At 62.4% G+C, this 25,445-nt stretch carries 22 protein-coding genes and 2 pseudogenes; 16 read left to right on the top strand and 8 right to left on the bottom strand.

The annotated features are described in order from the left end of the window. Positions 1-122: 122 nt before the first annotated feature. The 4 genes from dgcB (at position 123) to DMX12_RS13855 (ending at position 5,415) form a co-directional block, all read left to right on the top strand. A complete protein-coding gene (gene dgcB, locus DMX12_RS13870; protein ID WP_009682905.1) occupies positions 123-2,075 on the top strand; it encodes a dimethylglycine demethylation protein DgcB in 1,953 nt (650 codons plus the stop codon). After that, the gene (locus tag DMX12_RS13865) at positions 2,075-3,307 is read left to right on the top strand and encodes an electron transfer flavoprotein subunit alpha/FixB family protein (protein ID WP_029886396.1); all 1,233 of its coding nucleotides are present in this window, start codon (positions 2,075-2,077) and stop codon (positions 3,305-3,307) included. The genes dgcB and DMX12_RS13865 overlap by 1 nt, the downstream gene beginning before the upstream one ends. A gap of 10 nt (positions 3,308-3,317) precedes the next feature. After that, positions 3,318-4,088 carry an electron transfer flavoprotein subunit beta gene (locus DMX12_RS13860; RefSeq protein ID WP_012270110.1) on the top strand — a complete coding sequence of 257 codons (771 nt, stop codon included), beginning with the start codon at positions 3,318-3,320 and terminating at the stop codon, positions 4,086-4,088. 460 nt (positions 4,089-4,548) lie between these two features. Continuing rightward, positions 4,549-5,415, top strand: coding sequence for an RHS repeat-associated core domain-containing protein (locus DMX12_RS13855; protein ID WP_110678133.1), 867 nt, complete (start codon positions 4,549-4,551; stop codon positions 5,413-5,415). Between the two features lie 92 nt (positions 5,416-5,507). On the opposite strand, the gene gbcA is transcribed toward DMX12_RS13855, so the two are convergent. Continuing rightward, positions 5,508-6,800, bottom strand: coding sequence for a glycine-betaine demethylase subunit GbcA (gene gbcA / locus DMX12_RS13850; RefSeq protein WP_054912226.1), 1,293 nt, complete (start codon positions 6,798-6,800; stop codon positions 5,508-5,510). Between the two features lie 295 nt (positions 6,801-7,095). Between gbcA and gbcB the strand changes: the two genes are divergently transcribed. Beyond that, complete coding sequence (gene gbcB, locus DMX12_RS13840) at positions 7,096-8,196, top strand: glycine-betaine demethylase subunit GbcB (protein WP_009682911.1); 1,101 nt, start codon at positions 7,096-7,098, stop codon at positions 8,194-8,196. A gap of 120 nt (positions 8,197-8,316) precedes the next feature. On the opposite strand, the gene DMX12_RS30330 is transcribed toward gbcB, so the two are convergent. After that, positions 8,317-9,180: a methyl-accepting chemotaxis protein gene (locus tag DMX12_RS30330; RefSeq protein ID WP_371262807.1), complete on the bottom strand. Its 864-nt coding sequence runs from the start codon at positions 9,178-9,180 to the stop codon at positions 8,317-8,319. After that, positions 9,172-9,927: pseudogene (locus DMX12_RS30325) on the bottom strand (MCP four helix bundle domain-containing protein); the annotation flags it as partial. The gene DMX12_RS30330 and the pseudogene DMX12_RS30325, both read right to left, overlap by 9 nt. 294 nt (positions 9,928-10,221) lie before the next feature. On the opposite strand from DMX12_RS30325, the gene DMX12_RS13830 reads away from it, so the two are divergent. The 4 genes and pseudogenes from DMX12_RS13830 to DMX12_RS30315 all read left to right on the top strand — a co-directional run bounded on the left by DMX12_RS13830 (position 10,222) and on the right by DMX12_RS30315 (position 12,890). After that, positions 10,222-10,452 carry a hypothetical protein gene (locus DMX12_RS13830; RefSeq protein ID WP_009683367.1) on the top strand — a complete coding sequence of 77 codons (231 nt, stop codon included), beginning with the start codon at positions 10,222-10,224 and terminating at the stop codon, positions 10,450-10,452. Further along, positions 10,449-10,751, top strand: coding sequence for a cell division protein ZapA (locus DMX12_RS13825; RefSeq protein WP_029886391.1), 303 nt, complete (start codon positions 10,449-10,451; stop codon positions 10,749-10,751). The genes DMX12_RS13830 and DMX12_RS13825 overlap by 4 nt, the downstream gene beginning before the upstream one ends. A gap of 201 nt (positions 10,752-10,952) precedes the next feature. Then, positions 10,953-12,026 (top strand): annotated as a pseudogene (locus DMX12_RS30320) (cache domain-containing protein); the annotation flags it as partial. Positions 12,027-12,152: 126 nt separating this feature from the next. Further along, a complete protein-coding gene (locus DMX12_RS30315) occupies positions 12,153-12,890 on the top strand; it encodes a methyl-accepting chemotaxis protein (RefSeq protein WP_371928264.1) in 738 nt (245 codons plus the stop codon). A gap of 106 nt (positions 12,891-12,996) precedes the next feature. On the opposite strand, the gene DMX12_RS13815 is transcribed toward DMX12_RS30315, so the two are convergent. Further along, positions 12,997-14,037 (bottom strand): low specificity L-threonine aldolase, encoded by a 1,041-nt coding sequence (locus DMX12_RS13815; protein ID WP_054906170.1) that lies wholly within the window; start codon positions 14,035-14,037, stop codon positions 12,997-12,999. A gap of 342 nt (positions 14,038-14,379) precedes the next feature. Between DMX12_RS13815 and DMX12_RS13810 the strand changes: the two genes are divergently transcribed. From DMX12_RS13810 to fdhA, 7 genes are all read left to right on the top strand, one after another. After that, the gene (locus tag DMX12_RS13810) at positions 14,380-15,633 is read left to right on the top strand and encodes a serine hydroxymethyltransferase (RefSeq protein WP_110678127.1); all 1,254 of its coding nucleotides are present in this window, start codon (positions 14,380-14,382) and stop codon (positions 15,631-15,633) included. 15 nt (positions 15,634-15,648) lie between these two features. After that, positions 15,649-16,899, top strand: coding sequence for a sarcosine oxidase subunit beta family protein (locus DMX12_RS13805; protein ID WP_003255680.1), 1,251 nt, complete (start codon positions 15,649-15,651; stop codon positions 16,897-16,899). A gap of 14 nt (positions 16,900-16,913) precedes the next feature. Continuing rightward, positions 16,914-17,249, top strand: a complete 336-nt coding sequence (locus DMX12_RS13800; RefSeq protein WP_009683373.1) for a sarcosine oxidase subunit delta — start codon at positions 16,914-16,916, stop codon at positions 17,247-17,249. After that, positions 17,246-20,260, top strand: coding sequence for a sarcosine oxidase subunit alpha (locus tag DMX12_RS13795; RefSeq protein ID WP_110678125.1), 3,015 nt, complete (start codon positions 17,246-17,248; stop codon positions 20,258-20,260). The genes DMX12_RS13800 and DMX12_RS13795 overlap by 4 nt, the downstream gene beginning before the upstream one ends. A 179-nt stretch (positions 20,261-20,439) precedes the next feature. Beyond that, positions 20,440-21,072, top strand: coding sequence for a sarcosine oxidase subunit gamma (locus DMX12_RS13790; protein ID WP_009683376.1), 633 nt, complete (start codon positions 20,440-20,442; stop codon positions 21,070-21,072). 12 nt (positions 21,073-21,084) lie between these two features. Then, complete coding sequence (purU, locus tag DMX12_RS13785; RefSeq protein WP_009683377.1) at positions 21,085-21,942, top strand: formyltetrahydrofolate deformylase; 858 nt, start codon at positions 21,085-21,087, stop codon at positions 21,940-21,942. A gap of 400 nt (positions 21,943-22,342) precedes the next feature. After that, the gene (gene fdhA / locus DMX12_RS13775) at positions 22,343-23,542 is read left to right on the top strand and encodes a formaldehyde dehydrogenase, glutathione-independent (RefSeq protein WP_009683378.1); all 1,200 of its coding nucleotides are present in this window, start codon (positions 22,343-22,345) and stop codon (positions 23,540-23,542) included. Between the two features lie 44 nt (positions 23,543-23,586). Here the strand turns inward: fdhA and DMX12_RS13770 are convergent, their stop codons facing one another. From DMX12_RS13770 to DMX12_RS29620, 4 genes are all read right to left on the bottom strand, one after another. Then, complete coding sequence (locus tag DMX12_RS13770) at positions 23,587-23,796, bottom strand: hypothetical protein (RefSeq protein WP_110678123.1); 210 nt, start codon at positions 23,794-23,796, stop codon at positions 23,587-23,589. A 162-nt stretch (positions 23,797-23,958) separates the two neighbouring features. After that, complete coding sequence (locus tag DMX12_RS13765; RefSeq protein WP_110678121.1) at positions 23,959-24,228, bottom strand: DUF3077 domain-containing protein; 270 nt, start codon at positions 24,226-24,228, stop codon at positions 23,959-23,961. 162 nt (positions 24,229-24,390) lie between these two features. Then, on the bottom strand, positions 24,391-24,633 hold the full coding sequence (locus DMX12_RS13760; RefSeq protein ID WP_009682550.1) for a hypothetical protein: 243 nt from the start codon (positions 24,631-24,633) through the stop codon (positions 24,391-24,393). A 392-nt stretch (positions 24,634-25,025) separates the two neighbouring features. Beyond that, on the bottom strand, positions 25,026-25,445 hold a 420-nt coding region (locus DMX12_RS29620), incomplete at its 5' end, for a hypothetical protein (protein WP_218277983.1).

The following is a 25,445-nucleotide window of genomic DNA, read 5'->3' as shown; positions in this document are numbered from 1 at the left end:
ATTCATCAGCGCTGAGAATGCTGGGGCCGTTTCACGGCCCTTTCGCGACACAAGGCCGCTCCTACAGGGGTCCGCGCCGCCCTTGAGGTGGCGCAAGAATCCAGCTGTTGTGGGAGCCTCCCATGTTGAACACCCTGTTACCCATCCTGCTGTTCGCTGCCCTTGGCCTGGCAGTGCTCGGCGCCTTGCGCCGGGTGCGTATGTGGCGACGTGGCCGGGCCTCCAAGGTTGACCTGATCGGCGGCCTGCTGGCCATGCCGCGCCGCTACCTGGTGGACCTGCACCATGTGGTCGAGCGCGACAAGTACATGTCCAAGACCCACGTGGCCACCGCAGGCGGCTTCGTGCTGTCGGCCGTGCTGGCGATCCTGGTGCACGGCTTTGGCCTGCAGAGCAAGATCCTTGGTTACGCGCTGCTGGTCGCCACGGTGATCATGTTCAGCGGTGCCATCTTTGTCTTCAAGCGCCGCCTCAACCCGCCTTCGCGCCTGTCCAAGGGCCCGTGGATGCGCCTGCCCAAGAGCCTGCTGGCGTTTGCCGTGAGTTTCTTCATCGCCACCCTGCCGGTTGCTGGCATCCTGCCGGCCAACACCGGTGGCTGGGTGATGGTCGGCATCCTTGGCCTGGGCGTGCTGTGGGGCGTGTCCGAGCTGTTCTTCGGCATGACCTGGGGCGGCCCGATGAAGCACGCCTTCGCCGGTGCCCTGCACCTGGCCTGGCACCGCCGCGCCGAACGCTTTGGCGGTGGCCGCTCCACCGGCCTCAAGCCGCTGGACCTGGAAGACCCCAACGCGCCGCTGGGCGTGGAAAAACCGGTGGACTTTACCTGGAACCAGTTGCTTGGCTTCGATGCCTGCGTGCAGTGCGGCAAATGTGAAGCCATGTGCCCGGCCTTTGCCGCCGGCCAGCCGTTGAACCCGAAAAAACTCATCCAGGACATGGTCATCGGCCTGGCCGGTGGCACCGACGCCCAGTTCGCCGGCAGCCCGTACCCTGGCAAGCCGATTGGCGAGCACGGCGGCAGCCCGCACCAGCCGATCGTCAATGGCCTGGTCGACGCTGAAACGCTGTGGTCGTGCACCACCTGCCGTGCCTGTGTCGAAGAGTGCCCGATGATGATCGAGCACGTCGATGCCATCGTCGACATGCGCCGCCACCTCACCCTGGAGAAGGGTGCCACGCCGAACAAGGGCGCCGAGGTGCTGGACAACCTGATCGCCACCGACAACCCTGGCGGTTTCGCGCCTGGCGGGCGTATGAACTGGGCCGCCGACCTCAACCTGCAACTGCTGTCGGAGGTGAAAACCACCGAGGTGCTGTTCTGGGTGGGCGATGGCGCATTCGACATGCGCAACCAGCGCACCTTGCGCTCGTTCGTCAAAGTGCTCAAGGCCTCGGGTGTCGACTTTGCCGTGCTTGGCCTGGAAGAACGCGACAGCGGCGACGTGGCGCGCCGCCTGGGCGACGAAGCGACCTTCCAGCAACTGGCCAAGCGCAATATCCAGACCCTGGCCAAGTACAAGTTCCAGCGTATCGTCACCTGCGACCCGCACAGCTTCCATGTGTTGAAGAACGAATACGGTGCATTGGGCGGCGACTACCAGGTGCAGCACCACAGCACCTACATTGCCGAGCTGATCGCCGCCAACAAGCTGAACCTGGGCCAGCACAAGGGTGGCAGTGTCACCTACCACGACCCGTGCTACCTGGGCCGTTACAACGGCGAGTACGAAGCCCCGCGTGCGGTGCTCAAGGCGCTGGGTATCGAAGTGCGCGAAATGGAGCGCTCGGGCTTCCGTTCGCGGTGCTGTGGCGGTGGCGGCGGTGCGCCGATCACCGACATCCCCGGCAAGCAGCGTATTCCGGACATGCGCATGGATGACATCCGCGAAACCAAGGCTGAGCTGGTGGCCGTGGGTTGCCCACAGTGCACCGCCATGCTCGAAGGCGTGGTCGAACCGCGCCCACAGATCAAGGACCTGGCCGAGCTGGTGGCTGATGTGTTGATCGAAGAAGACGCGCCTGCCGCCGCAAAGCCGCAAGCGGCCAAACGTGAACCTGCGGAGGTGCACTGATGAGCGACATTGTCCGCCGCGACCCACGCGCCGAGTGGATCGCCCGTAACCGTCTGCATCCGCTGCATGCTGCGATGCAGACGCAACAGACCAGCTGGATGGGCCCCAACGGCATCATCCGCAAGAACCCACATGCGCTCGCCGCAGGCTTTGTGGGCCCGGCCGGCCTCAAGCGTATCGACCGCAGTGGCGCCCAGCAGGGCACGGCTGTGGGCGGCCGACGCACCGCGGCGGCTGAGGTCAAGTTGCCGCTGCACCAGGTGCCTGAGCCGGCGTTCTACATTGCCGTGGTGCCAGACATGGTCGGCGGCCGCCTGAGCAGCCACGACCGCGACCTGCTCGGCTTGGCCCATAGCCTGGCCGGCAGCGACGGCGCCGTGCTGGCAGTGGTGTTTGGCGAACACAAGGAAAGCAACTTTTCCACAGCCGGTGTCGATCGCCTGCTGGTGCTCGAAGGCGAGGAATTCGCAGGTTATGCGCCGGAGCAACTGGTGCAGGGCCTGCGCGCTGTGGATAACCAGTTCACCCCGCGCCACTGGCTGCTGCCCGACAGCCGCAGCGGTGGCGGCGAACTGGGCCGGCGCCTGGGTGCGTCCCTGGGCGAACGCCCGGCGACGCGGGTCTGGCAGGTCAAGGACGGCCAGTGCATTGGCCGGGCCGGTGCCGGCCAGCAAGACCTGCAACGCGCCGTGCCACGGCTGATCCTGGCGGCGGCCGAGTGTGCCGAGCCGGTCAGCGAAACCCGCCATGAAGCGTTGCCGGTGGAGTTGTCCACAAGCATCGCGCGCAGCCTGTCGCGCATTGAGGACCTTGGTTCGGTGGCTGTAGACCCGGCCACCATCGCCATGGCCGAAGCCGAATTCATCGTCTCGGGCGGCAACGGCGTCAAGGACTGGGACCTGTACCACAAGGCCACAGCCGCCCTCGGCGCGACCGAAGGCGCCTCACGGGTGGCGGTGGACGATGGCTTCATGCCGCGTAACCGTCAGGTGGGTGCCACCGGCACCTGGGTCACTGCACGGGTTTACGTGGCTGTGGGTATCTCGGGCGCGATCCAGCACCTGCAGGGCATCGGTGCCTGCGACAAGGTGGTGGCGATCAACATGGACCCGGGCTGCGACATGATCAAACGGGCTGACCTGTCGGTAATTGGCGACAGCTCGGCGATTCTCAAGGCGTTGATCGAAGCTGTGGACAACTACCGCAGCGGCGGCCAGCGCGACGCGGCATAAGGGCACGAGCATGAGTACGAAAGTGATCAGCCTGGTTTCCATCGGTGCCCACCCCAGCTCCGGCCGCGCCCGCCGCGCCGAACAGGATGCCCGCGCCGTGGAGCTGGGTTTGCAGCTGGCTGGGGATAACTTGCAGGTGGTGCATGCTGGCGATCCACAGGAAGAGGCTTTGCGCGCTTACCTGGGCATGGGCCTGGACCACCTCGACGTGCTGGAGCAACCGGCCGGTGCCGATGTGCTGGGCGTGCTGGGCGATTATCTGCGCGACGCCGGGGCCCAACTGGTGCTGACCGGCAGCCAGGCCGAGACCGGGGAGGGGTCGGGCATGTTGCCGTTCCTGCTGGCGGAGAAGCTGGGTTGGCCGTTGATTGTAGGGTTGGCCGAGGTGGAGTCGATCGACAACGGCACCGCCCAGGTCCTGCAGGCTCTGCCACGTGGCCAGCGGCGCCGGCTGAAGGTTCGCTTACCGCTGCTGGCGACTGTGGATAACGCCGCACCTAAGCCGCGCCAGAGTGCCTTTGGCCCGGCACGCCGGGGCGTATTGGCGGCACGTAACGTGGCCATTGTCGACGACGAGCTGCTGGCCGAGGCAGAGCTGCAACCGGCCCGGCCACGGCCCAAGCGGTTGAAGGTGATCAAGGCCAAGAGCGGTGCCGACCGCATGAAGGCAGCGACCGCCAAGGCCAGTGGTGGCGGTGGCAAGGTGCTGAAGGACGTTTCGCCACAGGAAGGTGCTGAGGCCATCCTCAAGCTGCTGGTGGAAGAGGGCGTGCTGCGTTAAGGCTTCACGCGATCCTTTGTAGGAGCGGCCTTGCGTCGCGATGGGCTGCGCAGCAGCCCCTGGATTTCGAGCCTGACTCAAGATTGCCGGGGCTGCTGCGCAGCCCATCGCGACGCAAGGCCGCTCCTACATCGACCGCATCTTCTTCAAGTCATGCACGATAACTGTGGCCACTTTCCAATATGTCGCGCATAGCTGTGAATAAGTCTTTTCCTGAATGACATCAGCTAGCGGCCAGCAGAAATATGAGATACACCGAGTTCTGCCCACGGAATCTGTTCGCCAAGGGTTGGTGTTTCTGTGGATAAGATGTAAAGAACACTCTGCAGGTGCTCTATCGCGCGGAATTGATAGAAATGAGAGCCATGACAGGCCAAGGGGTAACTGATAATTTTGCCAGTATCACGTGATTGAGTTGGATGGGTAGAGTGCTAGTGATTCCAAGTCATTAGGGCACATCATGACCGTCTCACATTTGCTTAAGGTCGACCGACAGCAGTCAGTCTTGGGTGAGGGTAGCGATATCGTCCGTGCCTTTACCGTTTACGGTGGGTTCAATCCCGTCGATAGCCTATACACGGGTTTCTCCGGCGAGATTAGAGATCAACTGACTGGTTGCTATCACCTGGGCCAGGGCTATCGCACTTTTAACCCTGTACTCATGCGCTTTCACTCACCTGACGCAATAAGTCCTTTTGGTCTTGGAGGCATCAACGCCTATGCCTATAGTGATCCCGTCAATACCCGAGATCCTAGCGGGCATAATGCCTTGTTTATCTCGGCGTTCGCCCAGCGGGTAATGACAGCAGTGGTCGGCACAATTTCAATTGGGAAAGCACTCCTGAGCAAGCCTCCCACAACCTGGGTTGATCGCGTGATTTTGCGCATGACTGTAGGGGGTGGCGGGTTGAGTATCGCAGGGGCAGTGGGGCAGACTGCTGGTGCGGCTTCGTTTGCGTATGTGTCCAACGCAGGCCTCGGCTTGGCGGGGGCGGGAACTGTAGCGGGCTTTGCAAAAGCGCTTTATGACGAGCGCAGTAGCCTTGGTAGCAGGGTGCTTACCAACCTTCGCGCCGCTGTGGGGGTGAAAGCGAAACAACCCAGATCTCAAGATCTGGAAGTCAATTCCCCGGCGCCACACGTGCCTTCAGCCAGTTTTCCCTTACCTTCAGCGCCCCCTGAAAGCCCGGGCTTTGGTCTTAGTGCCGTGGCGCTTCGCCCGGATGTTGCGGTAACAGTGCCTCGACCCTTTACATCACTCGAACTGCTGGAAAGTGACATGAGCTACATGAGTGATATGAACAAGCGAGTTCGACAGCCTGCTTGAGATGAGCATGACGTTAAGCTCATATATCAAATGTATACCGAGGCCGCATCGCACATCACGAACACTACCGTAATGTGCGACGCCCTCATGGGTTATTGAGCCTTTACCTCCTTCAGGTAGGGGGCAGGCTCTGCGCCCAAGTTGGCCAATACGCGGTCGCTGTACCAGTCAATGAAGTTCACCACACCAAACTCGTAAGTCTTCGAGTAAGGCCCAGGCTGGTAAGCGGTAGAGTTGATCCCGCGCTGGTTCTCTTCGGCCAGTCGACGGTCCTGGTCGTTGGTGGCGTCCCACACCTTGCGCATGTTTTCCGGGTTGTAGTCCACACCTTCCACAGCGTCCTTGTGCACCAGCCACTTGGTGGTGACCATGGTTTCCTGGGCACTGATCGGCCATACGGTGAACACGATCATGTGGTCGCCCATGCAGTGGTTCCACGAGTGCGGCAGGTGCAGGATGCGCATCGAGCCCAGGTCCGGGTTCTTGATGCGGCCCATCAGTTTCTGGCAGGCCTGCTTGCCGTCCATGGTCATCGACACGGTGCCCTTGAGCAGCGGCATGCGCACGATACGGTTACGCAGGCCATGGCTCTTGTGTAGGTAAGGGATCTTCTCGGCTTCCCAGGCGGCGGCAGAGGCGGCCACGTGGTCCTTGAATTCCTGGCTGGCGCGCGGGTCGTTGGTGTCGTCCCATTCCAGCAGGGTTTGCAGCAGCTCCGGGTGCGAACCGTTGCAGTGGTAGCACTCGCGGTTGTTTTCCAGTACCAGCTTCCAGTTGGCCTTTTCCATCAAGGTGGTCTGCACCGCCACCTTGGTGTTTTCCATGTCGTACGGTTCCATGTAGTGGTCCAGGGTGGCCAGGAACTCGTCGATGGCTGGCGGGTTCTGCGCCAGGCTGATGAAGATGTAGCCGCCTGCGACCTTCACGTTCACGGGCTTGAGGCCATACTGGTTCATGTCGAAGTCGGCACCCATCTCGGTGCCGGCGAACAGCAGGCGGCCGTCCAGCTCGTAGGTCCACTGGTGGTATGGGCACACCAGCTTGGCCACCTTGCCTTTTTCGCTGACGCACAGGCGTGAGCCGCGGTGGCGGCAGACGTTGTGGAAGGCATGCACCTTGCCTTCGGCACCGCGCACCACGATGATCGGGTTCTTGCCGATCTGCAGGGTGATGTAGTTGCCCTTGGCCGGGATCTCGCAGGTCATGCCGGCGATCAGCCACTCCTTGTGGAAGATCTCCTGCATGTCGATCTGGAACAGACGCTCGTCGGTGTAGAACGGCTGGGGCAGCGAGTAGGTGCGCTCGCGGGTCTGCAGCATCTCGGCGGTAGCCTTGCGTGCAGGTTCAAGTGGATCGCCCAGGCTCAGGGTTGCGGTGACGTCCATCGTGTATTCCTCGGGGCCGTGCGCGGCCGGCAAAAGGTGGCTAATCGTTGTGGTGGTGCCGCAAGGCTGTCGTTGAAAAAACAGCATGTTGTTTTGCCGTGGAGTGTGCGTCCGAAGACGTCGTGAACCGTATCCATGGGCGACATGGCCGAATTGAATAACGACGCGCCAGGCCTTGTGCCACGGGCCTGGTCGCGATAAGCACGTCGATGTCGCAGGCAGGAATGTGCGTCGTGTTCAGCTTGCGCATTATCGCAGCCATAAAAAGGGCCATAGTCGGCCGCTGGAGATGAACATGTCCGATACCTTCCTCAATCCGGTCACTACCCAGACCTGGGCCAATGGCCGCCACATCGTGCGCTGCGTCAAGGTCATCCAGGAGACCTGGGACGTGCGCACCTTCTGCTTCATGGCCGACCAGCCAATCATGTTCTTCTTCAAGCCAGGGCAGTTCGTCACCCTGGAGCTGGAGATCGAAGGCAAGCCGGTGATGCGTTCCTATACCATCTCCAGTTCGCCATCGGTGCCGTACAGCTTCTCGATCACCGTCAAGCGCGTGCCGGGCGGGCTGGTCTCGAACTTCCTGCACGACACCATGCACGAAGGCCTCGAGGTGCCGGTGCACGGCCCTGTGGGCCTGTTCAATGCCATCGACTTCCCTTCGGGCAAGGTGCTGTACCTGTCGGGCGGCGTGGGCATTACCCCGGTGATGTCGATGGCGCGCTGGTTCTACGACACCAACGCCAATGTTGACATGGTGTTCGTGCACAGCGCCCGCTCGCCGAAGGACATCATCTACCACCGCGAGCTGGAGCAGATGGCTTCGCGTATCCCCAACTTCAGCCTGCACATCATTTGCGAAAAGCATGGCCTGGGTGAGCCGTGGGCGGGTTACCGCGGGTACCTGAACCAGCGGCTGATGGAGCTGATCGCGCCGGACTACATGGAGCGCGTGGTGTTCTGCTGCGGCCCTACGCCGTACATGAACGCGGTCAAGCGCCTGCTGGAAGCGGTCGGCTTCGACATGGCCAATTACCACGAGGAATCGTTCGGCGCCACGCCGCCGGAAGCCAAAGCCGACGCCGTGGAACACGCCGAGCAGGCGGCCGATGCCCCAGAGCTGGACGTCTCCGACCTCAACCTGGTGGAGTTCATCGGCAGCGAGAAGAGCATTCGCATTGCCCCGGGCGAGACCGTGCATGCCGCGGCAGCCAAGGTTGGCCTGATGATCCCGAAAGCCTGCGGCATGGGCATTTGCGGTACGTGCAAGGTGCTCAAGCTGGGGGGCGAAGTGGAAATGGAGCACAACGGCGGCATCACCGAAGAGGACGAAGCCGAGGGCTACATCCTGTCGTGCTGCAGCGTGCCGAAAGGGGATGTGCGGATCGATTACTGATCCCAAATTGGGGGGCTGCTGCGCAGCCCATCGCGACACAAGGCCGCTCCCACAGGCGATCGCGGTCCCTTGTAGGAGCGGCCTTGTGTCGCGATGGACCGCAAAGCCGCCCCAGCTGTTTCAAGTACGAAACCGCGCTACAAGGCCATTGAGGTCCACGGCGAGGCGCGACAGTTCGGCACTCGCTGCACTGGTCTGATGCGCCCCGGTCGCACTCTGCACCGACAGGTCATTGATATTCACCAGGTTGCGGTCCACCTCCCGCGCCACCTGTGCCTGTTCTTCGGCGGCGCTGGCGATCACCAGGTTACGCTCGTTGATCTGCGCCACCGCCCCGGCAATGGTGTCCAGCGCCAGGCCGGCCCCGCGCGCGATGTTCAGCGTTGATTCAGCCCGCTCGGTGCTGGTACGCATCGACTCCACAGCCTGTTCCGTACCCCCCTGAATGCTGCCGATCATGCGTTCGATCTCACTGGTCGACTGCTGGGTACGGTGCGCCAGTGCCCGCACTTCGTCCGCCACCACGGCAAAGCCACGGCCCGCTTCACCAGCACGCGCTGCTTCGATGGCCGCGTTGAGTGCCAACAGGTTGGTCTGGTCGGCCAGGCCACGGATCACGTCCAGCACCTTGCCGATATCTCGTGACTGCTCGGCCAGGTGGGTGACCAGCTTGGCAGTACCTTGCACATCGCCGCTCATGCGCTCGATGGCAGCCACGGTTTCCAGCACCAGGTCTCGGCCGTCGCCGGTCGAGCGGCTGGCTTCACTGGACGCCTCGGAAGTGCTCACCGCGTTGCGCGCCACTTCTTCCACGGCGCTGGTCATTTCGGTAACGGCGGTGGCGGCTTGCTGGATTTCGTTGTTCTGCTGTTGCAGGCCACGGGCGCTTTCATCGGTGACCGTGTTCAGCTCCTCGGCTGCCGAGGCCAGCTGGGTGGCGGAGCCGGCGATCTGTTGCAGGGTGTCGCGCAGCTTGTCCTGCATGCGGGCCATGGCGCGCAACAGGCGGGCAGCCTCGTCGGTACCTTCGGCGTGTACGGTGTGGGTCAGGTCACCGTCGGCAATCTGCTCGGCGCTCTTGAGCGCCTCTTCGATCGGCTTGACGATACTGCGGGTCAGCAGGAAGGCACAGACGAAGGTCAGTACGCTGGCGCCGATCAACAGGCCAATGACCAGCGCGAAGGCCGTGCCGTATTGCTCGGCGGCTTTCTCGTTGGTGGCGCGAGTCTGCTCGGTGTTCATGCGTAGCAGGGTATCCATGACCTTGTTCATCTGCTCGGAGTTGGCCATCAGGTCGCGGTTCAGCATGTCGCTCAGTTCATCGAGGCGGTTCTCCTGGCTGAGGGTGCGCATACGCGACTCAAGTTGGCGGTACTGGCTGAGCAACTGGCCGAACTGGTCGAAGGCTGCCTGTTCGTCGTCGGCGCGGATCATGGGCACGTAGGCCTCGCGGGCGCGGTCCATCTGGGCATTGCGCTGGTCGAGCAGGTTCAGGGTATCGCGCTGGGTCTGGGCATCGCGGTTGACCAGCAGGCGGTACGAGAGCGTGCGCATGCGCAGGTTCAGCCCGGTCAGCTCATCCAGAATCTTGATGCTCGGTACGTTGACCTGCTCGATGACCTCGCCTGCCTGGCGGATGTTGCCCATTTGGACCAGCGAAAAGATGCCGAGGCCGAGCATCAACAGGCCAATCAACGCGAAGCCAAGTAGCGCGCGCGGGGCGATATTCATGTTGCGTAGAGACATGGCAGAAGGGTTCCAGGCAAGGAAGAGGAGGGGTGCTTGAGGTGCGACGAAATGGGACTTGCCGGGCTATCGGTCGTGGCCGCCGAGTCTTGAGTGCGGCTGCGAAATAATTATGAGGGCGCTAACCATTTCCTGACCGGCGGTTGACCCAGGTCGGAACAAGGGGGTGGTTCCTCTGTCAATCTGCGGGTCAGCAACCTTGTGAATCCGATATTTAATGGCGATGGGCGGCAGTTTTCTTTATCGTGTGCGCCCCTCGCAACAACCTGAGATAGACCCATGCTGGAAGCTTCCCTGAATCAAATCGAGCAACTGGTCAGCGACCTGATGCAGAAGAACGCTCAACTTGCCGAGCAGAACACCGCCCTTGGCCAGGAACTGGCCCAGGCCAAGGAAGAAAACGAAACCCTGCAGCTGTCGCTGATGGAGCAGGAAGAAAAGAACGGCGCCACCGCCGCACGCATCCAGGCCCTGGTTGAGCGCGCCAGTGCGGGCGTTGTCGGCGCATGAGACTGCAAGAGCAGCCGATCAATGTCGTGTCGATTCTCGGCATCGACTATTCGATCAAGGCGCCCGAAGGCCAGGAAGAAACCTTGGCCCAGGCGGTACGGATGCTCAACACTGCCCTTAACGAAACCAAGCGCCAGTACCCGACATTGATCGGTGACAAGCTGTTGGTACTGGCTGCCCTCAACCTTTGCTCCAGGCAGGTCGAGCTGCAGAAAGAACACCAGCAAACCCTGGCGCGCACCCAGGCGCAGATCGACGCGACCGTGGATGCCATCGTCCGCACAATCGCAGAGTCCTGATCGGTCCTTTGGGCGCTGCGCGCCCCTCCGCCAGACAAGGCCGCACCTACAGGTTGACCCGACCCCTGTAGGAGCGGCCTTGTGTCGCGATGGGCTGCAAAGCAGCCCCAAGTTCCAGTGCATTGTCCCCAACGACTGGATTAACTGAATACTCAAGTGTATACACTTCTCGCAAAACAATAATGTTGCGGGGGGTAGGGCATGGGTTTCTGGCGCAAGAGCATCCAGTGGCAATTGATAACCAGCATGGGTGGTGCCTTGCTGGCGAGCATCCTGGTGGTGGTCATCATCTTCACCGTGGCGCTCAATCGCCTCACCGAGCGTTACCTGGTGGACACCGCCCTGCCGGCCAGCATCGAGGCCATCCGCAACGAAATCGAACACATGCTGGGCCAGCCGCTGGTGGCAGCGGCGGACATTGCCGGCAATACCCTGCTGCGCGACTGGCTTGCCGCCGGTGAAGACCCCGCCCAGGTCCCGCAGTTTCTCGAATACCTCACGGCAGCCAAGCAGCGCAACCGGGCGTTCACCACCCTGTTCGTGGCGACCGAAACCGGCCATTACTACAACGAAAATGGCCTGGACCGAACCCTCGACCGCAGCAACCCCAAGGACAGCTGGTTCTACGGCTACGTCGACAGCGGTGCCGAGCGGTTCATCAACATCGATGTCGACGGCTCTACGGGCGAGCTGGCGCTGTTCATCGACTACCGCGTGGAAAAGAACGGCCGGTTGGTCGGCGTGGCCGGTATGGGCCTGCAAATGACCGAGCTGTCGAAACTGATCCACGACTTCAGTTTCGGCGAGCATGGCAAGGTATTTCTGGTGCGCAACGATGGCCTTGTCCAGGTGCACCCGGAAGCAGCGTTAAGTGGCAAGCGCCAGCTCGGCGAGCAGCTTGGCGACCAGGCCGCCAAGGCGGTAATGAGCGGCGGCGCCAGCCTGCGCAGCGGCCGCTTCGTGCGTGACGGCGAACAATACCTGGCCTTTGGCTTGCCTTTGCGTGACCTGAACTGGACCTTGGTCGCCGAAGTGCCGGAAGCGGAAATCTACGCCCCCATGCAACAGGCAGTATGGCTGACCAGCCTGAGTGGTGGCGCCGTGGCCCTGGTATCGTTGCTGCTGGTGGTGTTGCTGGCACGCGGCCTGGTGCGGCCGCTGCGGCGCGTCACCGCTGCGCTGGTGCAGATTGGCAGCGGTGCGGGCGACCTCAGCCAGCGCCTGGATGACTCACGCCCGGATGAGCTGGGCGACCTGGCCCGTGGCTTCAACCGCTTCCAGGGTAGCCAGCGCGACCTGATCGGCGAGGTACTGAATACTTCCGAGCGCCTGCACCGGGCTGTGGAGCAGGTGACACAGGTAGTGGACAACACCGCCGAGCGCTCTGGGCGCCAGCAAGACATGACCGCAATGGTCGCCACCGCCGTGCACGAGATGGGCCTGACCGTGCAGGACATTGCGCGCAACGCCGGTCAGGCAGCTCAAGCGTCGCAGGCGGCACGGGATGAGGCATTGCAGGCGCGCGAGGTGGTGCAGCGGTCGGTGCGGGGCATCGAGGGCATGTCGGGCGACATTGGCAAGGCCGCCGATGCGGTCAGCCAGTTGGCTGATGAAGTGGCCTCGATCGATGAAGTATTGGCGGTAATCCGCAGTATTTCCGAGCAGACCAACCTGTTGGCGCTGAATGCCGCCATCGAAGCTGCGCGGGCAGGGGACATGGGACGCGGTTTTGCCGTGGTCGCCGATGAAGTACGGACCCTGGCCCGGCGCACGCAGTTGTCCACCGATGAAGTGCAGCAGATGATCCAGCGCCTCAAGCAAGGGGCAGGTTCAGCGGTGACTTCGATGCAGGCAGGGCAACAGGCGACGGGCACCGGGGTGGAAGCGAGCCAGCGTACAGGGGCGTCGCTGGGTGCGATTACTGATCAGGTGGAGCACATCAGCGACATGAACCACCAGGTGGCTACGGCGACTGAAGAGCAGTCGGCAGTGACCGAGGAAATCAATCGCACGGTGCAGGGGATTTCCGATCTGGCGCGTGAGACGGCGGCCGAGGTGCAAGGGTGCCGGGAGGAATGTCAGGCGTTGCGTAGCTTGGCTGATGACCTGGCGCGGCAGATGGGTGGGTTCAAACTTTAGATTGGGGTTGGCTTCTTCGCGGGCTTGCCCGCTCCCACAGGTAATGCACAGCGCTCGAAGGCGGCGGTAACTCTGTGGGAGCGGGCATGCCCGCGAATGCAAGCTGTCAGGCGGTGATTATGCTGCGGATATCCGCCGCCAGCTCACGCACCCGCTCTTGCTCGGTATCCCACGAGCACATGAACCGCGCCCCGCCGCTGCCAATAAAGGTATAGAACCGCCAGCCTTTGCCCCGCAGTGCTTCAATGGCGTGTTCCGGCATCTGCAGGAACACCCCGTTGGCCTCCACCGGGAACATCAGCTCGACCCCCGGCAAATCACTCACCAAAGATGCGAGCAGCTGCGCGCACTGGTTGGCGTGGCTGCCATGGCGCAGCCAGGCGCCACCTTCCAGCAGCCCCACCCACGGCGCCGACAGGAAGCGCATTTTCGACGCCAGCTGCCCCGCCTGCTTGCAGCGGTAGCCGAAGTCCTCGGCCAGCTGGCGGTTGAAGAACAGGATCGCCTCGCCCACCGCCATCCCGTTCTTGGTGCCGCCAAAGCACAGCACGTCGACGCCGGCCTTCCAGGTCAGCTCCGCCGGGCTGCAGCCCAGGAACGCGCAGGCATTGGTGAAGCGCGCGCCGTCCATGTGCAGGTTAAGGCCCAGTTCCTTGCAGGTGGCGCTGATGGCCTTGAGTTCGTCGGGGCGGTATACCGTGCCGACCTCGGTGGCCTGGGTGATGGTGACCACGCGGGGCTTGGGGTAATGGATGTCCTGGCGCTTGAGCGCCACTTCGCGGATGGACGCCGGCGTCAGCTTGCCGTGCACGCTGGCTGCGGTCAGCAGCTTGGAACCGTTGGAAAAGAACTCGGGTGCGCCGCATTCGTCGGTTTCGACGTGGGCGGTCTCGGAGCAGATCACGCTGTGGTAGCTCTGGCACAACGAGGCCAGGGCCAGGGAGTTGGCGGCAGTGCCATTGAAGGCGAAAAACACTTCGCAGTCGGTTTCGAACAGCTTGCGGAAGTACTCGGCCGCGCGCTCGGTCCATTGGTCGTCGCCATAGGCGCGGTCGTGGCCGTGGTTGGCCTTCTCCATCGCCGCCCAGGCTTCGGGGCAGATGCCGGAATAGTTGTCGCTGGCGAATTGTTGGCTCTTGTCTGTCATGACACTACTGTCCTGTGAACGACGCAGATCAGCACTCTAAACCATCGATTCGGCGGTTGCCTATACAAGCTGTGCAACAGTCGGTTGCTGGGTTGCCTGTGCTGGCCGCTTCGCGGGCAAGCCCGCTCCGCCAGGGTTACCTCAAGCCCTCAGAACACCGCCATACCTGTGGGAGCGGGCATGCCCGCGAACGGGCCGGCAGCAACGGCAAAAAAACGAATGTCGTAAACGCGCCATTGCAAGGCGTGCGCAGGCATCTGACCTACCCCGCCCAGTCATAACATCGCCACAAAGGGCCGCAGTGCCCCACGACAAAAAACGATCGCTGCCGGGAGATACACGATGTTCAGCAAGCAAGACCAGATCCAGGGTTACGATGATGCACTGCTGGCGGCGATGAATGCCGAAGAGCAGCGCCAGGAAGACCACATCGAGCTGATCGCCTCGGAAAACTACACCTCCAAGCGCGTGATGCAGGCCCAAGGCAGCGGCCTGACCAACAAATACGCCGAAGGCTACCCAGGCAAGCGCTACTACGGCGGCTGCGAGCACGTCGACAAGGTAGAGGCCCTGGCCATCGAGCGCGCCAAGCAACTGTTCGGCGCCGACTACGCCAACGTTCAGCCGCACTCCGGCTCGTCGGCCAACGGCGCTGTCTACCTGGCCCTGCTGCAGGCTGGTGACACCATCCTCGGCATGAGCCTGGCCCACGGCGGCCACCTGACCCACGGCGCCAAAGTGTCGTCCTCGGGCAAACTGTACAACGCTGTGCAATACGGCATCGACACCAATACTGGCCTGATCGACTACGACGAAGTCGAGCGCCTGGCCGTCGAGCACAAGCCGAAAATGATCGTTGCCGGTTTCTCGGCCTACTCCAAGACCCTGGACTTCCCGCGCTTCCGCGTCATCGCCGACAAAGTGGGTGCACTGCTGTTCGTCGACATGGCCCACGTGGCAGGCCTGGTCGCCGCTGGCCTGTACCCGAACCCGATCCCGTTCGCCGATGTGGTCACCACCACCACCCACAAGACCTTGCGTGGCCCGCGTGGTGGCCTGATCCTGGCCAAGGCCAACGAAGAGATCGAGAAGAAGCTCAACGCCGCGGTCTTCCCGGGCGCCCAGGGCGGCCCGCTGATGCACGTGATCGCCGCCAAGGCCGTGTGCTTCAAGGAAGCCCTGGAACCTGGCTTCAAGGCCTACCAGCAACAAGTGATCGAAAACGCCCAGGCCATGGCCCAGGTGTTCATCGACCGTGGCTATGACGTGGTGTCCGGCGGTACCGACAACCACCTGTTCCTGGTCAGCCTGATCCGTCAGGGCCTCACCGGCAAGGATGCCGACGCAGCCCTGGGCCGCGCGCACATTACCGTCAACAAGAACGCCGTGCCGAACGACCCGCAATCGCCGTTCGTGACCTCGGGCCTGCGCATCGGCACCCCGGCCGTCACCACCCGCGGCTTCAAGGTCACCCAGTGCGTGGCCCTGGCCGGCTGGATCTGCGACATCCTCGACAACCTCGGTGACGCAGACGTGGAAGCCGATGTGGCGAAGAACGTCGCGGCGCTGTGCGCTGATTTCCCTGTTTACCGCTGAGTGGAGTAAACGACAATGCAACGCTATTCGGGCTTCGGCCTTTTCAAACACTCCCTCAGCCACCACGAGAACTGGCAGCGCATGTGGCGCACGCCGACCCCTAAAAAGGTCTACGACGTGGTGATCGTTGGCGGTGGCGGCCATGGCCTGGCCACGGCCTACTACCTGGCCAAGGAACACGGCATCACCAACGTGGCCGTGATCGAAAAAGGCTACCTGGGCGGTGGCAACACTGCCCGTAACACCACCATCGTGCGCTCCAACTACCTGTGGGACGAGTCGGCCCACCTGTACGAGCACGCCATGAAGCTGTGGGAGGGCCTGTCCCAGGACCTCAACTACAACGTCATGTTCTCCCAGCGCGGCGTGTACAACCTCTGCCACACCCTGCAGGACATGCGTGACTCCGAGCGTCGCGTATCGGCCAACCGCCTGAACGGCGTGGATGGCGAGCTGCTGAACACCGCCCAGGTCGCGGCCGAAATCCCCTACCTGGACTGCTCGAAGAACACCCGCTACCCAATCCTTGGCGCCACCGTGCAGCGCCGCGGCGGCGTGGCCCGTCACGACGCCGTGGCCTGGGGCTTTGCCCGTGCCGCCGACGCCCTGGGTGTGGACCTGATCCAGCAAACCGAGGTGATCGGTTTCCGCAAGGAAAACGGTGCCGTCATCGGCGTGGAAACCAACAAGGGCTTCATCGGCGCCAAGCGCGTCGGCGTGGTCACCGCCGGTAACTCGGGGCACATGGCCAAGCTGGCCGGCTTCCGCCTGCCGCTCGAATCGCACCCGCTGCAAGCCCTGGTGTCCGAGCCGATCAAGCCAATCATCGACAGCGTGATCATGTCCAACGCCGTGCACGGCTACATCAGCCAGTCCGACAAGGGCGACCTGGTGATCGGTGCCGGTATCGACGGCTGGGTCGGTTACGGCCAACGCGGTTCGTACCCGGTGATCGAGCATACCCTGCAAGCCATCGTCGAAATGTTCCCCAACCTGTCGCGCGTTCGCATGAACCGCCAGTGGGGCGGCATCGTCGATACCTCGCCGGACGCCTGCCCGATCATCACCAAGACCCCGGTCAAGAACATGTTCTTCAACTGCGGTTGGGGTACTGGCGGCTTCAAGGCGACCCCGGGTTCGGGCAACGTCTTTGCCGCGAGCCTGGCCAAGGGCGAAATGCACCCACTGGCTGCGCCGTTCTCCATGGACCGCTTCTACAACGGCGCACTGATCGACGAACACGGCGCCGCCGCCGTCGCCCACTAACCGGAGACACCGTCATGTTGCATATTTTCTGTCCCCACTGCGGCGAGCTGCGTTCCGAAGAAGAGTTCCACGCCTCTGGCCAGGCGCACATCGCCCGCCCGCTGGACCCGGCTGCCTGCTCCGACGAGGAGTGGGGTACCTACATGTTCTACCGTGACAACCCACGCGGTATTCACCACGAACTGTGGGACCACGTTGCCGGCTGCCGCCAGTACTTCAACGTCACCCGCGACACCGTGACCTACGAAATTCTGGAAACCTACAAGATTGGCGAAAAGCCGCAAGTGACCGCCAACGGTAAAGCCGCCAGCGCACCGTCCGCCGTCAAAGGCCAAGGGGAAAAAGTATGAGCCAGACCTATCGCCTCGCCAGCGGCGGCCGTATCGACCGCAGCAAGGTCCTGAACTTCACCTTCAACGGCAAGACCTACCAGGGTTATGCCGGTGACAGCCTGGCCGCCGCGTTGCTGGCCAACGGCGTCGACATCGTTGGCCGCAGCTTCAAGTACTCGCGCCCCCGCGGCATCATCGCCGCCGGTACCGAAGAGCCGAACGCCATCCTGCAGATCGGCTCCAGCGAAGCCACCCAGATCCCCAACGTGCGTGCCACCCAGCAGGCGCTGTATGCAGGCCTGGTCGCCACCAGCACCAACGGCTGGCCGAACGTCAACAACGACGTCATGGGCATCCTGGGCAAGGTCGGCGGCAGCATGATGCCGCCGGGCTTCTACTACAAAACCTTCATGTACCCAAAATCGTTCTGGATGACTTACGAGAAGTACATCCGCAAGGCAGCCGGCCTGGGCCGTGCACCGCTGCAGAACGACCCGGACAGCTACGACTACATGAACCAGCACTGCGACGTGCTGATCGTCGGTGCCGGCCCTGCTGGCCTGGCAGCAGCACTGGCCGCCGCGCGCAGCGGTGCCCGGGTGATCCTGGCCGACGAACAGGAAGAGTTCGGCGGCAGCCTGCTCGATACCCGCGAAACCCTGGACGGCAAGCCTGCCGCCGAATGGGTCAGCGCCGTGGTCAAAGAGCTGGAAGGCCTGCCGGAAGTGACCCTGCTGCCACGTGCCACGGTCAACGGCTACCACGACCATAACTTCCTGACCATTCACGAGCGCCTCACCGACCACCTGGGCGACCGCGCCCCGATCGGCCAGGTACGCCACCGCGTGCACCGTGTGCGCGCCAAGCGCGTGGTACTGGCTGCCGGCGCCCACGAGCGCCCGCTGGTGTACGGCAACAACGACGTGCCGGGCAACATGCTGGCCGGTGCCGTGTCCACCTACGTACGCCGCTACGGCGTGGCCCCGGGCCGCAAGCTGGTGCTGTCGACCAACAACGACCACGCCTACCGCGCGGCGCTGGACTGGCACGATGCCGGCCTGCAAGTGGTCGCCATTGCCGATGCCCGCCACAACCCGCGTGGTTCGCTGGTTGAAGAAGCGCGTGCCAAAGGCATCCGTATCCTTACCTCCAGTGCCGTGATCGAGGCCAAGGGCAGCAAGCACGTGACCGGCGCCCGTGTGGCGGCGATCGATGTGCAGGCGCACAAGGTCACCAGCCCTGGCGAAATCCTCGAGTGCGACCTGATCGCCTCTTCGGGCGGTTACAGCCCGATCGTTCACCTGGCATCGCACTTGGGCGGTCGCCCGGTATGGCGTGACGACATCCTCGGTTTCGTACCGGGCGATGCGCCGCAAAAACGCGAATGCGTGGGTGGCATCAACGGCGTCTACGCCCTGGGCGATGTGATTGCCGATGGTTTCGAAGGCGGCGTTCGCGCGGCCACCGAAGCCGGTTTCAAGGCCACTGTTGGCACCCTGCCGAAAACCGTTGCGCGCAAGGAAGAGGCCACCGTGGCGCTGTTCCTGGTACCGCACGACAAGGGCACCAAAGGGCCGAAGCAGTTCGTCGACCAGCAGAACGACGTGACCGCCGCCGGTATCGAACTGGCCACCCGTGAAGGTTTCGAGTCGGTCGAGCACGTCAAACGCTACACCGCGCTGGGCTTTGGTACCGACCAGGGCAAGCTGGGCAACATCAACGGCCTGGCCATTGCCGCCCGTTCCATCGGCATTACCATTCCGGAAATGGGTACCACCATGTTCCGCCCCAACTACACGCCGGTCACCTTCGGCGCGGTAGCGGGTCGCCACTGTGGTCACCTGTTCGAGCCCGTACGCTTCACCGCCCTGCATGCCTGGCACGTGAAGAACGGCGCCGAGTTCGAAGACGTCGGCCAGTGGAAGCGCCCGTGGTACTTCCCCAAGGCCGGTGAAGATATCCATGCTGCCGTGGCCCGCGAATGCAAGGCCGTGCGTGACAGCGTGGGCCTGCTGGACGCCTCCACCCTGGGCAAGATCGACATCCAGGGCCCGGATGCCCGTGAGTTCCTCAACCGCATCTACACCAACGCCTGGACCAAGCTCGACGTGGGCAAGGCCCGCTACGGCCTGATGTGCAAGGAAGACGGCATGGTCTTCGACGATGGCGTAACCGCCTGCGTCGGCGACAACCACTTCATCATGACCACCACCACCGGCGGCGCGGCCCGCGTGCTGCAGTGGATGGAGCTGTACCACCAGACCGAATGGCCAGAGCTGAAGGTGTACTTCACTTCGGTCACCGACCACTGGGCCACCATGACCCTGTCCGGCCCCAACAGCCGCAAGCTGCTCAGCGAGCTGACCGACATCGACATGGACAAGGAAGCTTTCCCGTTCATGACCTGGAAGGAAGGCAACGTAGGCGGTGTACCGGCCCGGGTGTTCCGTATTTCGTTCACCGGTGAGCTGTCGTACGAAGTGAACGTGCAGGCCAACTACGCCATGGGCGTGCTGGAACAGATCATCGAGGCGGGCAAGAAGTACAACCTGACCCCGTATGGCACCGAGACCATGCACGTTCTGCGCGCCGAGAAGGGCTTCATCATCGTCGGTCAGGACACCGACGGCTCGATGAACCCGGACGACCTGAACATGAGCTGGTGCGTGGGCCGCAACAAGCCGTTCTCGTGGATCGGCCTGCGTGGCATGAACCGCGAAGACTGCGTGCGTGAAAACCGCAAGCAGCTGGTGGGCCTGAAGCCGATCGACCCGACCAAGTGGCTGCCGGAAGGCGCCCAACTGGTATTCGATCCCAAGCAGCCGATCCCGATGGACATGGTTGGCCACGTGACCTCCAGCTATGCGTCCAACTCGCTGGGCTACTCGTTCGCCATGGGTGTGGTCAAAGGCGGCCTCAAACGCATGGGCGAGCGCGTCTACTCGCCGCAGGCGGATGGCAGCGTGATCGAGGCGGAAATCGTGTCTTCGGTGTTCTTCGATCCGAAGGGTGAGCGGCAGAACGTTTGACTCCGGGCCCTGTGGGGGCAGGCCAGGCCCAATCGCCGGCAAGCCAGCTCCCACAGGATCGATGCAGCTTTGAAGGTTGGTGAGTTCCCTGTGGGAGCTGGCTTGCCGGCGACAGGGCCGGTAGCCCCAACACAAACGCTGCGTCGCATCGACGAACCAGAATTCAAGGCAGGTAAGAAATGAGCGCTATCAACGTCTTCCAGCAAAACCCCGGCGCCGAGGCCAAAGCCCAGTCGCCACTGCACCACGCCGACCTGGCCAGCCTGGTTGGCAAAGGCCGCAAGAACGCAGGCGTAACCCTGCGCGAAAAGAAGTTTCTCGGCCACCTGACCCTGCGCGGCGATGGCCATGACCCGGAATTCGCCGCGGGTGTACACAAGGCCCTGGGCCTGGAGTTGCCTGTAGCCCTGACCGTGGTGGCCAACGGCGACACGTCGCTGCAATGGGTCGGCCCCGATGAGTGGCTGCTGATCGTGCCTGGCGGCCAGGAACTGGCGGTCGAGCAAAAGCTGCGTGCAGCCCTCGAAGGCCAGCACATCCAGGTGGTCAATGTGAGCGGCGGGCAAAGCCTGCTGGAACTGCGCGGCCCCCATGTACGTGAAGTGCTGATGAAGTCCACCAGCTATGATGTTCACCCGAACAACTTCCCGGTGGGCAAGGCCGTCGGTACCGTGTTCGCCAAGTCGCAACTGGTGATCCGCCGTACTGCCGAAGACACCTGGGAACTGGTGATTCGCCGCAGCTTCGCCGACTACTGGTGGCTGTGGCTGCAGGACGCTTCGGCCGAGTACGGCCTGAGCATCGAGGCTTAAGGAGCGCAGAACATGAGTCGGGCACCGGATACCTGGATTCTCACCGCCGACTGCCCGAGCATGCTCGGCACCGTCGACGTGGTGACGCGTTACCTCTTCGAGCAGCGCTGCTACGTGACGGAGCACCACTCCTTCGACGACCGGCAGTCGGGGCGTTTCTTCATTCGCGTGGAGTTTCGCCAGCCGGACGATTTCGATGAAGCCGGCTTTCGCGCCGGCCTTGCCGAGCGCGGCGAAGCGTTCGGCATGGTGTTCGAGCTGACCGCCCCGAATCACCGCCCCAAAGTGGTGATCATGGTGTCCAAGGCCGACCACTGCCTGAACGACCTGCTGTATCGCCAGCGTATTGGCCAACTGGGCATGGACGTGGTCGCGGTGGTGTCCAACCACCCCGACCTCGAACCCTTGGCGCATTGGCACAAGATCCCGTACTACCACTTTGCCCTCGACCCCAAGGACAAGCCTGGGCAAGAGCGCAAGGTGTTGCAGGTCATCGAGGAAACCGGTGCCGAGCTGGTGATTCTTGCGCGCTACATGCAAGTGCTGTCGCCTGAGCTGTGCCGGCGCCTGGATGGCTGGGCGATCAACATCCACCACTCGTTGCTGCCCGGGTTCAAGGGCGCCAAGCCTTATCACCAGGCCTACAACAAGGGCGTGAAGATGGTCGGTGCCACGGCGCACTACATCAACAACGACCTCGACGAAGGGCCGATCATTGCCCAGGGCGTCGAGGTGGTGGACCACAGCCATTACCCGGAAGACCTGATCGCCAAGGGCCGCGACATCGAATGCCTGACCCTGGCGCGGGCGGTGGGGTATCACATCGAGCGGCGGGTGTTCCTCAACGCCAACCGGACTGTGGTTCTGTAATAACCTGTACCGGCCTACAGGTATTGCGTGAACTCAAAGCCAGCGCACTACCTGTGGAAGCGGGCAAGCCCGCGAAGCAGGCGACGCGGTGTATGGCACCGGCTACGCCGGTGATCGCCGGCAAGCCAGCTCCCACAGGGATATCACAGGCCTCGAAGGCTGTGCTTTACCTGTAGGCGCGGCTTCAGCCGCGAGGAGGCCGGTACAGGCCAGCACCTCTGTTTGCCCCCATACCTTCCATCGACAAACCTGCCGCTAAATGGCATCTCCCTGTCGCTCCCAGTCAGTGCACCCGGCCCCATCAGGCCCACAATTCCCCTCATCCAGAAACACATGCCGCCCAAGGATGGCGGCGCGTTCAACCACCGCTGCATAAATAAAAATCAAGCGAGGTAAGAGCATGTCTGGCAATCGTGGAGTGGTATATCTCGGCGCCGGCAAGGTCGAGGTGCAGAAGATCGACTACCCGAAAATGCAGGACCCACGCGGCAAGAAAATCGAGCATGGCGTGATCTTGAAAGTGGTCTCCACCAACATCTGCGGCTCCGACCAGCACATGGTCCGCGGCCGCACCACTGCCCAGGTCGGCCTGGTTCTGGGCCATGAAATCACCGGTGAAATCGTCGAGAAAGGCAGCGACGTCGAGCGCATGCAGATCGGCGACCTGGTTTCGGTACCGTTCAACGTTGCCTGCGGCCGTTGCCGCTCGTGCAAAGAGATGCACACCGGTGTGTGCCTCACCGTCAACCCGGCCCGCGCCGGCGGTGCCTACGGCTACGTCGACATGGGCGACTGGACCGGCGGCCAGGCCGAATACGTGCTGGTGCCCTATGCCGACTTCAACCTGCTGAAACTGCCCGAGCGCGACAAGGCCATGGAGAAGATCCGTGACCTGACTTGCCTGTCCGACATCCTGCCAACCGGCTACCACGGCGCCGTCACTGCCGGCGTAGGCCCAGGCAGCACCGTGTATGTCGCTGGCGCCGGCCCGGTCGGCCTGGCCGCCGCTGCCTCGGCGCGCCTGCTGGGCGCCGCTTGCGTCATCGTCGGCGACCTCAACCCGGCCCGCCTGGCCCACGCCAAGTCGCAGGGCTTTGAAGTGGTCGACCTGTCCAAGGACACCCCGCTGCACGAGCAGATCGTCGATATCCTCGGCGAGCCGGAAGTGGACTGCGCCGTTGACGCCGTTGGCTTCGAGGCCCGCGGCCATGGCCATGAAGGTGCCAAGCACGAAGCCCCGGCCACCGTGCTGAACTCGCTGATGCAGGTTACCCGCGTAGCCGGCAACATCGGTATCCCGGGCCTGTACGTGACCGAAGACCCGGGCGCGGTGGACGCTGCCGCCAAGATCGGCGCGCTGAGCATCCGCTTCGGCCTGGGCTGGGCCAAGTCGCACAGCTTCCACACCGGCCAGACCCCCACCATGAAATACAACCGCCAGCTGATGCAGGCGATCATGTGGGACCGCATCAACATTGCCGAAGTGGTGGGCGTGCAGGTGATCAACCTGGACCAGGCGCCGGAAGGGTACGGCGAGTTTGATGCCGGGGTGCCGAAGAAGTTTGTGATCGACCCGCACAAGATGTGGGGCGCTGCTTGATCGCGTGATGTAACAAAGAGCCCCTCATCTTGAGGGGCTCTTTTTTATGGCTGCTTGACTGAGCCTTGCACGGCAAGCACCGAGCCCATCTGATCGGTTGCCAGCGGGCCGCCGGCTTTGGTGTCGTCTGTACTCAGCTCTGCCAGCGGTTGTTCCGCATTACGTAAGATTGCGCGATGGTGAGCGCCTTCTTTCACTGTGACGAGCTTGTTGCCCTGGTAGAAGAACAGCGTACTGTTTGATGCTTTGCTCATTGTTCAAGTCCCTACCGTGCTGGATGAATGGAGGTCGCTTGATACCCATTGTGAACAGCGGCAGGGATTTTGATACTGGCAGAAATACTAGTTTTACAGCCTCACACGAAACCTTTGGGAGCGGGCGTGCCCGCGAAGAGGCCAGCCCTGCCAACCCATCACTTAGCGCATCATCCCCAACTCAGCATCATCCATCAGCGCCTTGGCCAACGCGCTCAGATAATGTGAAGCCCAGAGCAACTGCGGTTTGTTGTCCATCAGGCCGTCAATGGTCAAATCCCGCACATAGCCCATCAGTTCCGACGCTTGTTCTCGTGCATCCTGGCAAGGGATGCCTGGGGCGATGCAGAACAACGCGTGGGTATTGTTTTCGCCTTGGTAAAACATGGTTTTGCCAACGGTGGTATTGGGTTTGGTGTTTTCTGTTGTCATTGTTTATTCCCTTGAACTTAGCTGCGCCTGTTCCGGCCTCTTCGCGGGTGAACCCGCCCCCACAGGTCAGGTTCGTCACAGGCGCAAAGCCGAGCGCAAAATCCCTGTGGGAGCGGCTTTGCCGCGAAGAGGCCAGCTCAGGCAACGCAAGGCTTGAAGCACTTAATGCAACGTCCGCGGCTCAGAAGGCAACTGGGCCTGGATCAAGGCTGCCTCAAGCAGCGCTCGCAACGCCTCGAGTTCATGCATCGTCGCCATGATCAGTACCGAGCCTGGCGACTTGGGCTGCAGCAGCACCGCCTGCTGCGCGACCGTTTGCGCGCACAGGGCGTACTCCGCGGCCTGGATGAGTGTGTCTTCTAGGGAATGGTAAGTGTGGGGTGGATCGGGGACGATCTTAAGCATGCTGGATGACCTCTAAGTGATGCCACCACCGGTCTGCTGTCAAACAAGAAGGAGGCAGCTGGACATGGGTTGACAGACCGGTAGGTCAACCAAAACCCGGCGCACATGAGTGCCCCATGCACAGCTGCCATAACGGCAAAAGCCATGTGGTTGACGAGTGCGGCCTGTCAAAGCCGGTCGCTGATTTCGCAGCGACCGCCCGAGACTAGAGCCCAACCCAGATCATCGCAATGGCTTAAGCGGCTTGTGACTGTAATTCAGAAACGTCCTACAGGTAAGTGGAAAAAACGGAAAATGTTGTCGCCATAGGCGCGTTGTTGAAATTCGCCGCAAGGTCCAAATCAGCTTGGCCCTTTCTGCCCGCTATTACACTAGCCTGGCAAAGACTGGACTCAATCATTTCTGATTTTTTTTGATATGTAATAAATGGCACCCCCGACGGCGCCAATAGCACCACCGAAGATGAGCATTCCTGTAGCAGCAAGCCTTGAGTCGTCTCTTATACCAGATTTACTTATGCCGGTACCGAGATCTGGTTGCGCGTTAGGAGCGGGATTTGGTTTTTTCCGGGGGAACACGAAATTTGGCTGGGATTTGCCTTCCCTAGGTATGGATTCCTCCCCATAGAAAGGCACATTTGTATAGCCACTATCGTTGTCAGCGCCCAACCAACCGTCTAGGAACGGCTTTTTACTTGGCGGAGGCGTATTAGCCCGTGGCTTATGTATCAGTGGGATATCAAAGGCAATACCAACTAGTTTCTTATCGATTAGGTTTGAGATCGTTGCGAACGGGGGGGGGGGGGCGTGGGT

Source organism: Pseudomonas sp. MB-090624, from assembly GCF_003205245.1.
Taxonomy (GTDB): domain Bacteria; phylum Pseudomonadota; class Gammaproteobacteria; order Pseudomonadales; family Pseudomonadaceae; genus Aquipseudomonas; species Aquipseudomonas juntendi.
The sequence above is the reverse complement of the archived record's forward strand: the minus strand, read 5'-3'. Positions and strand labels throughout refer to the sequence as shown.

What these genes read in the sequence shown, in the direction of transcription:
- dgcB (WP_009682905.1), top strand. Translation starts at nt 123, where the DNA reads ATGTTGAACACCCTGTTACCCATCCTGCTGTTCGCTGCCCTTGGCCTG.
- DMX12_RS13865 (WP_029886396.1), top strand. Translation starts at nt 2,075, where the DNA reads ATGAGCGACATTGTCCGCCGCGACCCACGCGCCGAGTGGATCGCCCGT.
- DMX12_RS13860 (WP_012270110.1), top strand. Translation starts at nt 3,318, where the DNA reads ATGAGTACGAAAGTGATCAGCCTGGTTTCCATCGGTGCCCACCCCAGC.
- DMX12_RS13855 (WP_110678133.1), top strand. Translation starts at nt 4,549, where the DNA reads ATGACCGTCTCACATTTGCTTAAGGTCGACCGACAGCAGTCAGTCTTG.
- gbcA (WP_054912226.1), bottom strand. Translation starts at nt 6,800, where the DNA reads ATGGACGTCACCGCAACCCTGAGCCTGGGCGATCCACTTGAACCTGCA.
- gbcB (WP_009682911.1), top strand. Translation starts at nt 7,096, where the DNA reads ATGTCCGATACCTTCCTCAATCCGGTCACTACCCAGACCTGGGCCAAT.
- DMX12_RS30330 (WP_371262807.1), bottom strand. Translation starts at nt 9,180, where the DNA reads ATGCAGGACAAGCTGCGCGACACCCTGCAACAGATCGCCGGCTCCGCC.
- DMX12_RS13830 (WP_009683367.1), top strand. Translation starts at nt 10,222, where the DNA reads ATGCTGGAAGCTTCCCTGAATCAAATCGAGCAACTGGTCAGCGACCTG.
- DMX12_RS13825 (WP_029886391.1), top strand. Translation starts at nt 10,449, where the DNA reads ATGAGACTGCAAGAGCAGCCGATCAATGTCGTGTCGATTCTCGGCATC.
- DMX12_RS30315 (WP_371928264.1), top strand. Translation starts at nt 12,153, where the DNA reads ATGACCGCAATGGTCGCCACCGCCGTGCACGAGATGGGCCTGACCGTG.
- DMX12_RS13815 (WP_054906170.1), bottom strand. Translation starts at nt 14,037, where the DNA reads ATGACAGACAAGAGCCAACAATTCGCCAGCGACAACTATTCCGGCATC.
- DMX12_RS13810 (WP_110678127.1), top strand. Translation starts at nt 14,380, where the DNA reads ATGTTCAGCAAGCAAGACCAGATCCAGGGTTACGATGATGCACTGCTG.
- DMX12_RS13805 (WP_003255680.1), top strand. Translation starts at nt 15,649, where the DNA reads ATGCAACGCTATTCGGGCTTCGGCCTTTTCAAACACTCCCTCAGCCAC.
- DMX12_RS13800 (WP_009683373.1), top strand. Translation starts at nt 16,914, where the DNA reads ATGTTGCATATTTTCTGTCCCCACTGCGGCGAGCTGCGTTCCGAAGAA.
- DMX12_RS13795 (WP_110678125.1), top strand. Translation starts at nt 17,246, where the DNA reads ATGAGCCAGACCTATCGCCTCGCCAGCGGCGGCCGTATCGACCGCAGC.
- DMX12_RS13790 (WP_009683376.1), top strand. Translation starts at nt 20,440, where the DNA reads ATGAGCGCTATCAACGTCTTCCAGCAAAACCCCGGCGCCGAGGCCAAA.
- purU (WP_009683377.1), top strand. Translation starts at nt 21,085, where the DNA reads ATGAGTCGGGCACCGGATACCTGGATTCTCACCGCCGACTGCCCGAGC.
- fdhA (WP_009683378.1), top strand. Translation starts at nt 22,343, where the DNA reads ATGTCTGGCAATCGTGGAGTGGTATATCTCGGCGCCGGCAAGGTCGAG.
- DMX12_RS13770 (WP_110678123.1), bottom strand. Translation starts at nt 23,796, where the DNA reads ATGAGCAAAGCATCAAACAGTACGCTGTTCTTCTACCAGGGCAACAAG.
- DMX12_RS13765 (WP_110678121.1), bottom strand. Translation starts at nt 24,228, where the DNA reads ATGACAACAGAAAACACCAAACCCAATACCACCGTTGGCAAAACCATG.
- DMX12_RS13760 (WP_009682550.1), bottom strand. Translation starts at nt 24,633, where the DNA reads ATGCTTAAGATCGTCCCCGATCCACCCCACACTTACCATTCCCTAGAA.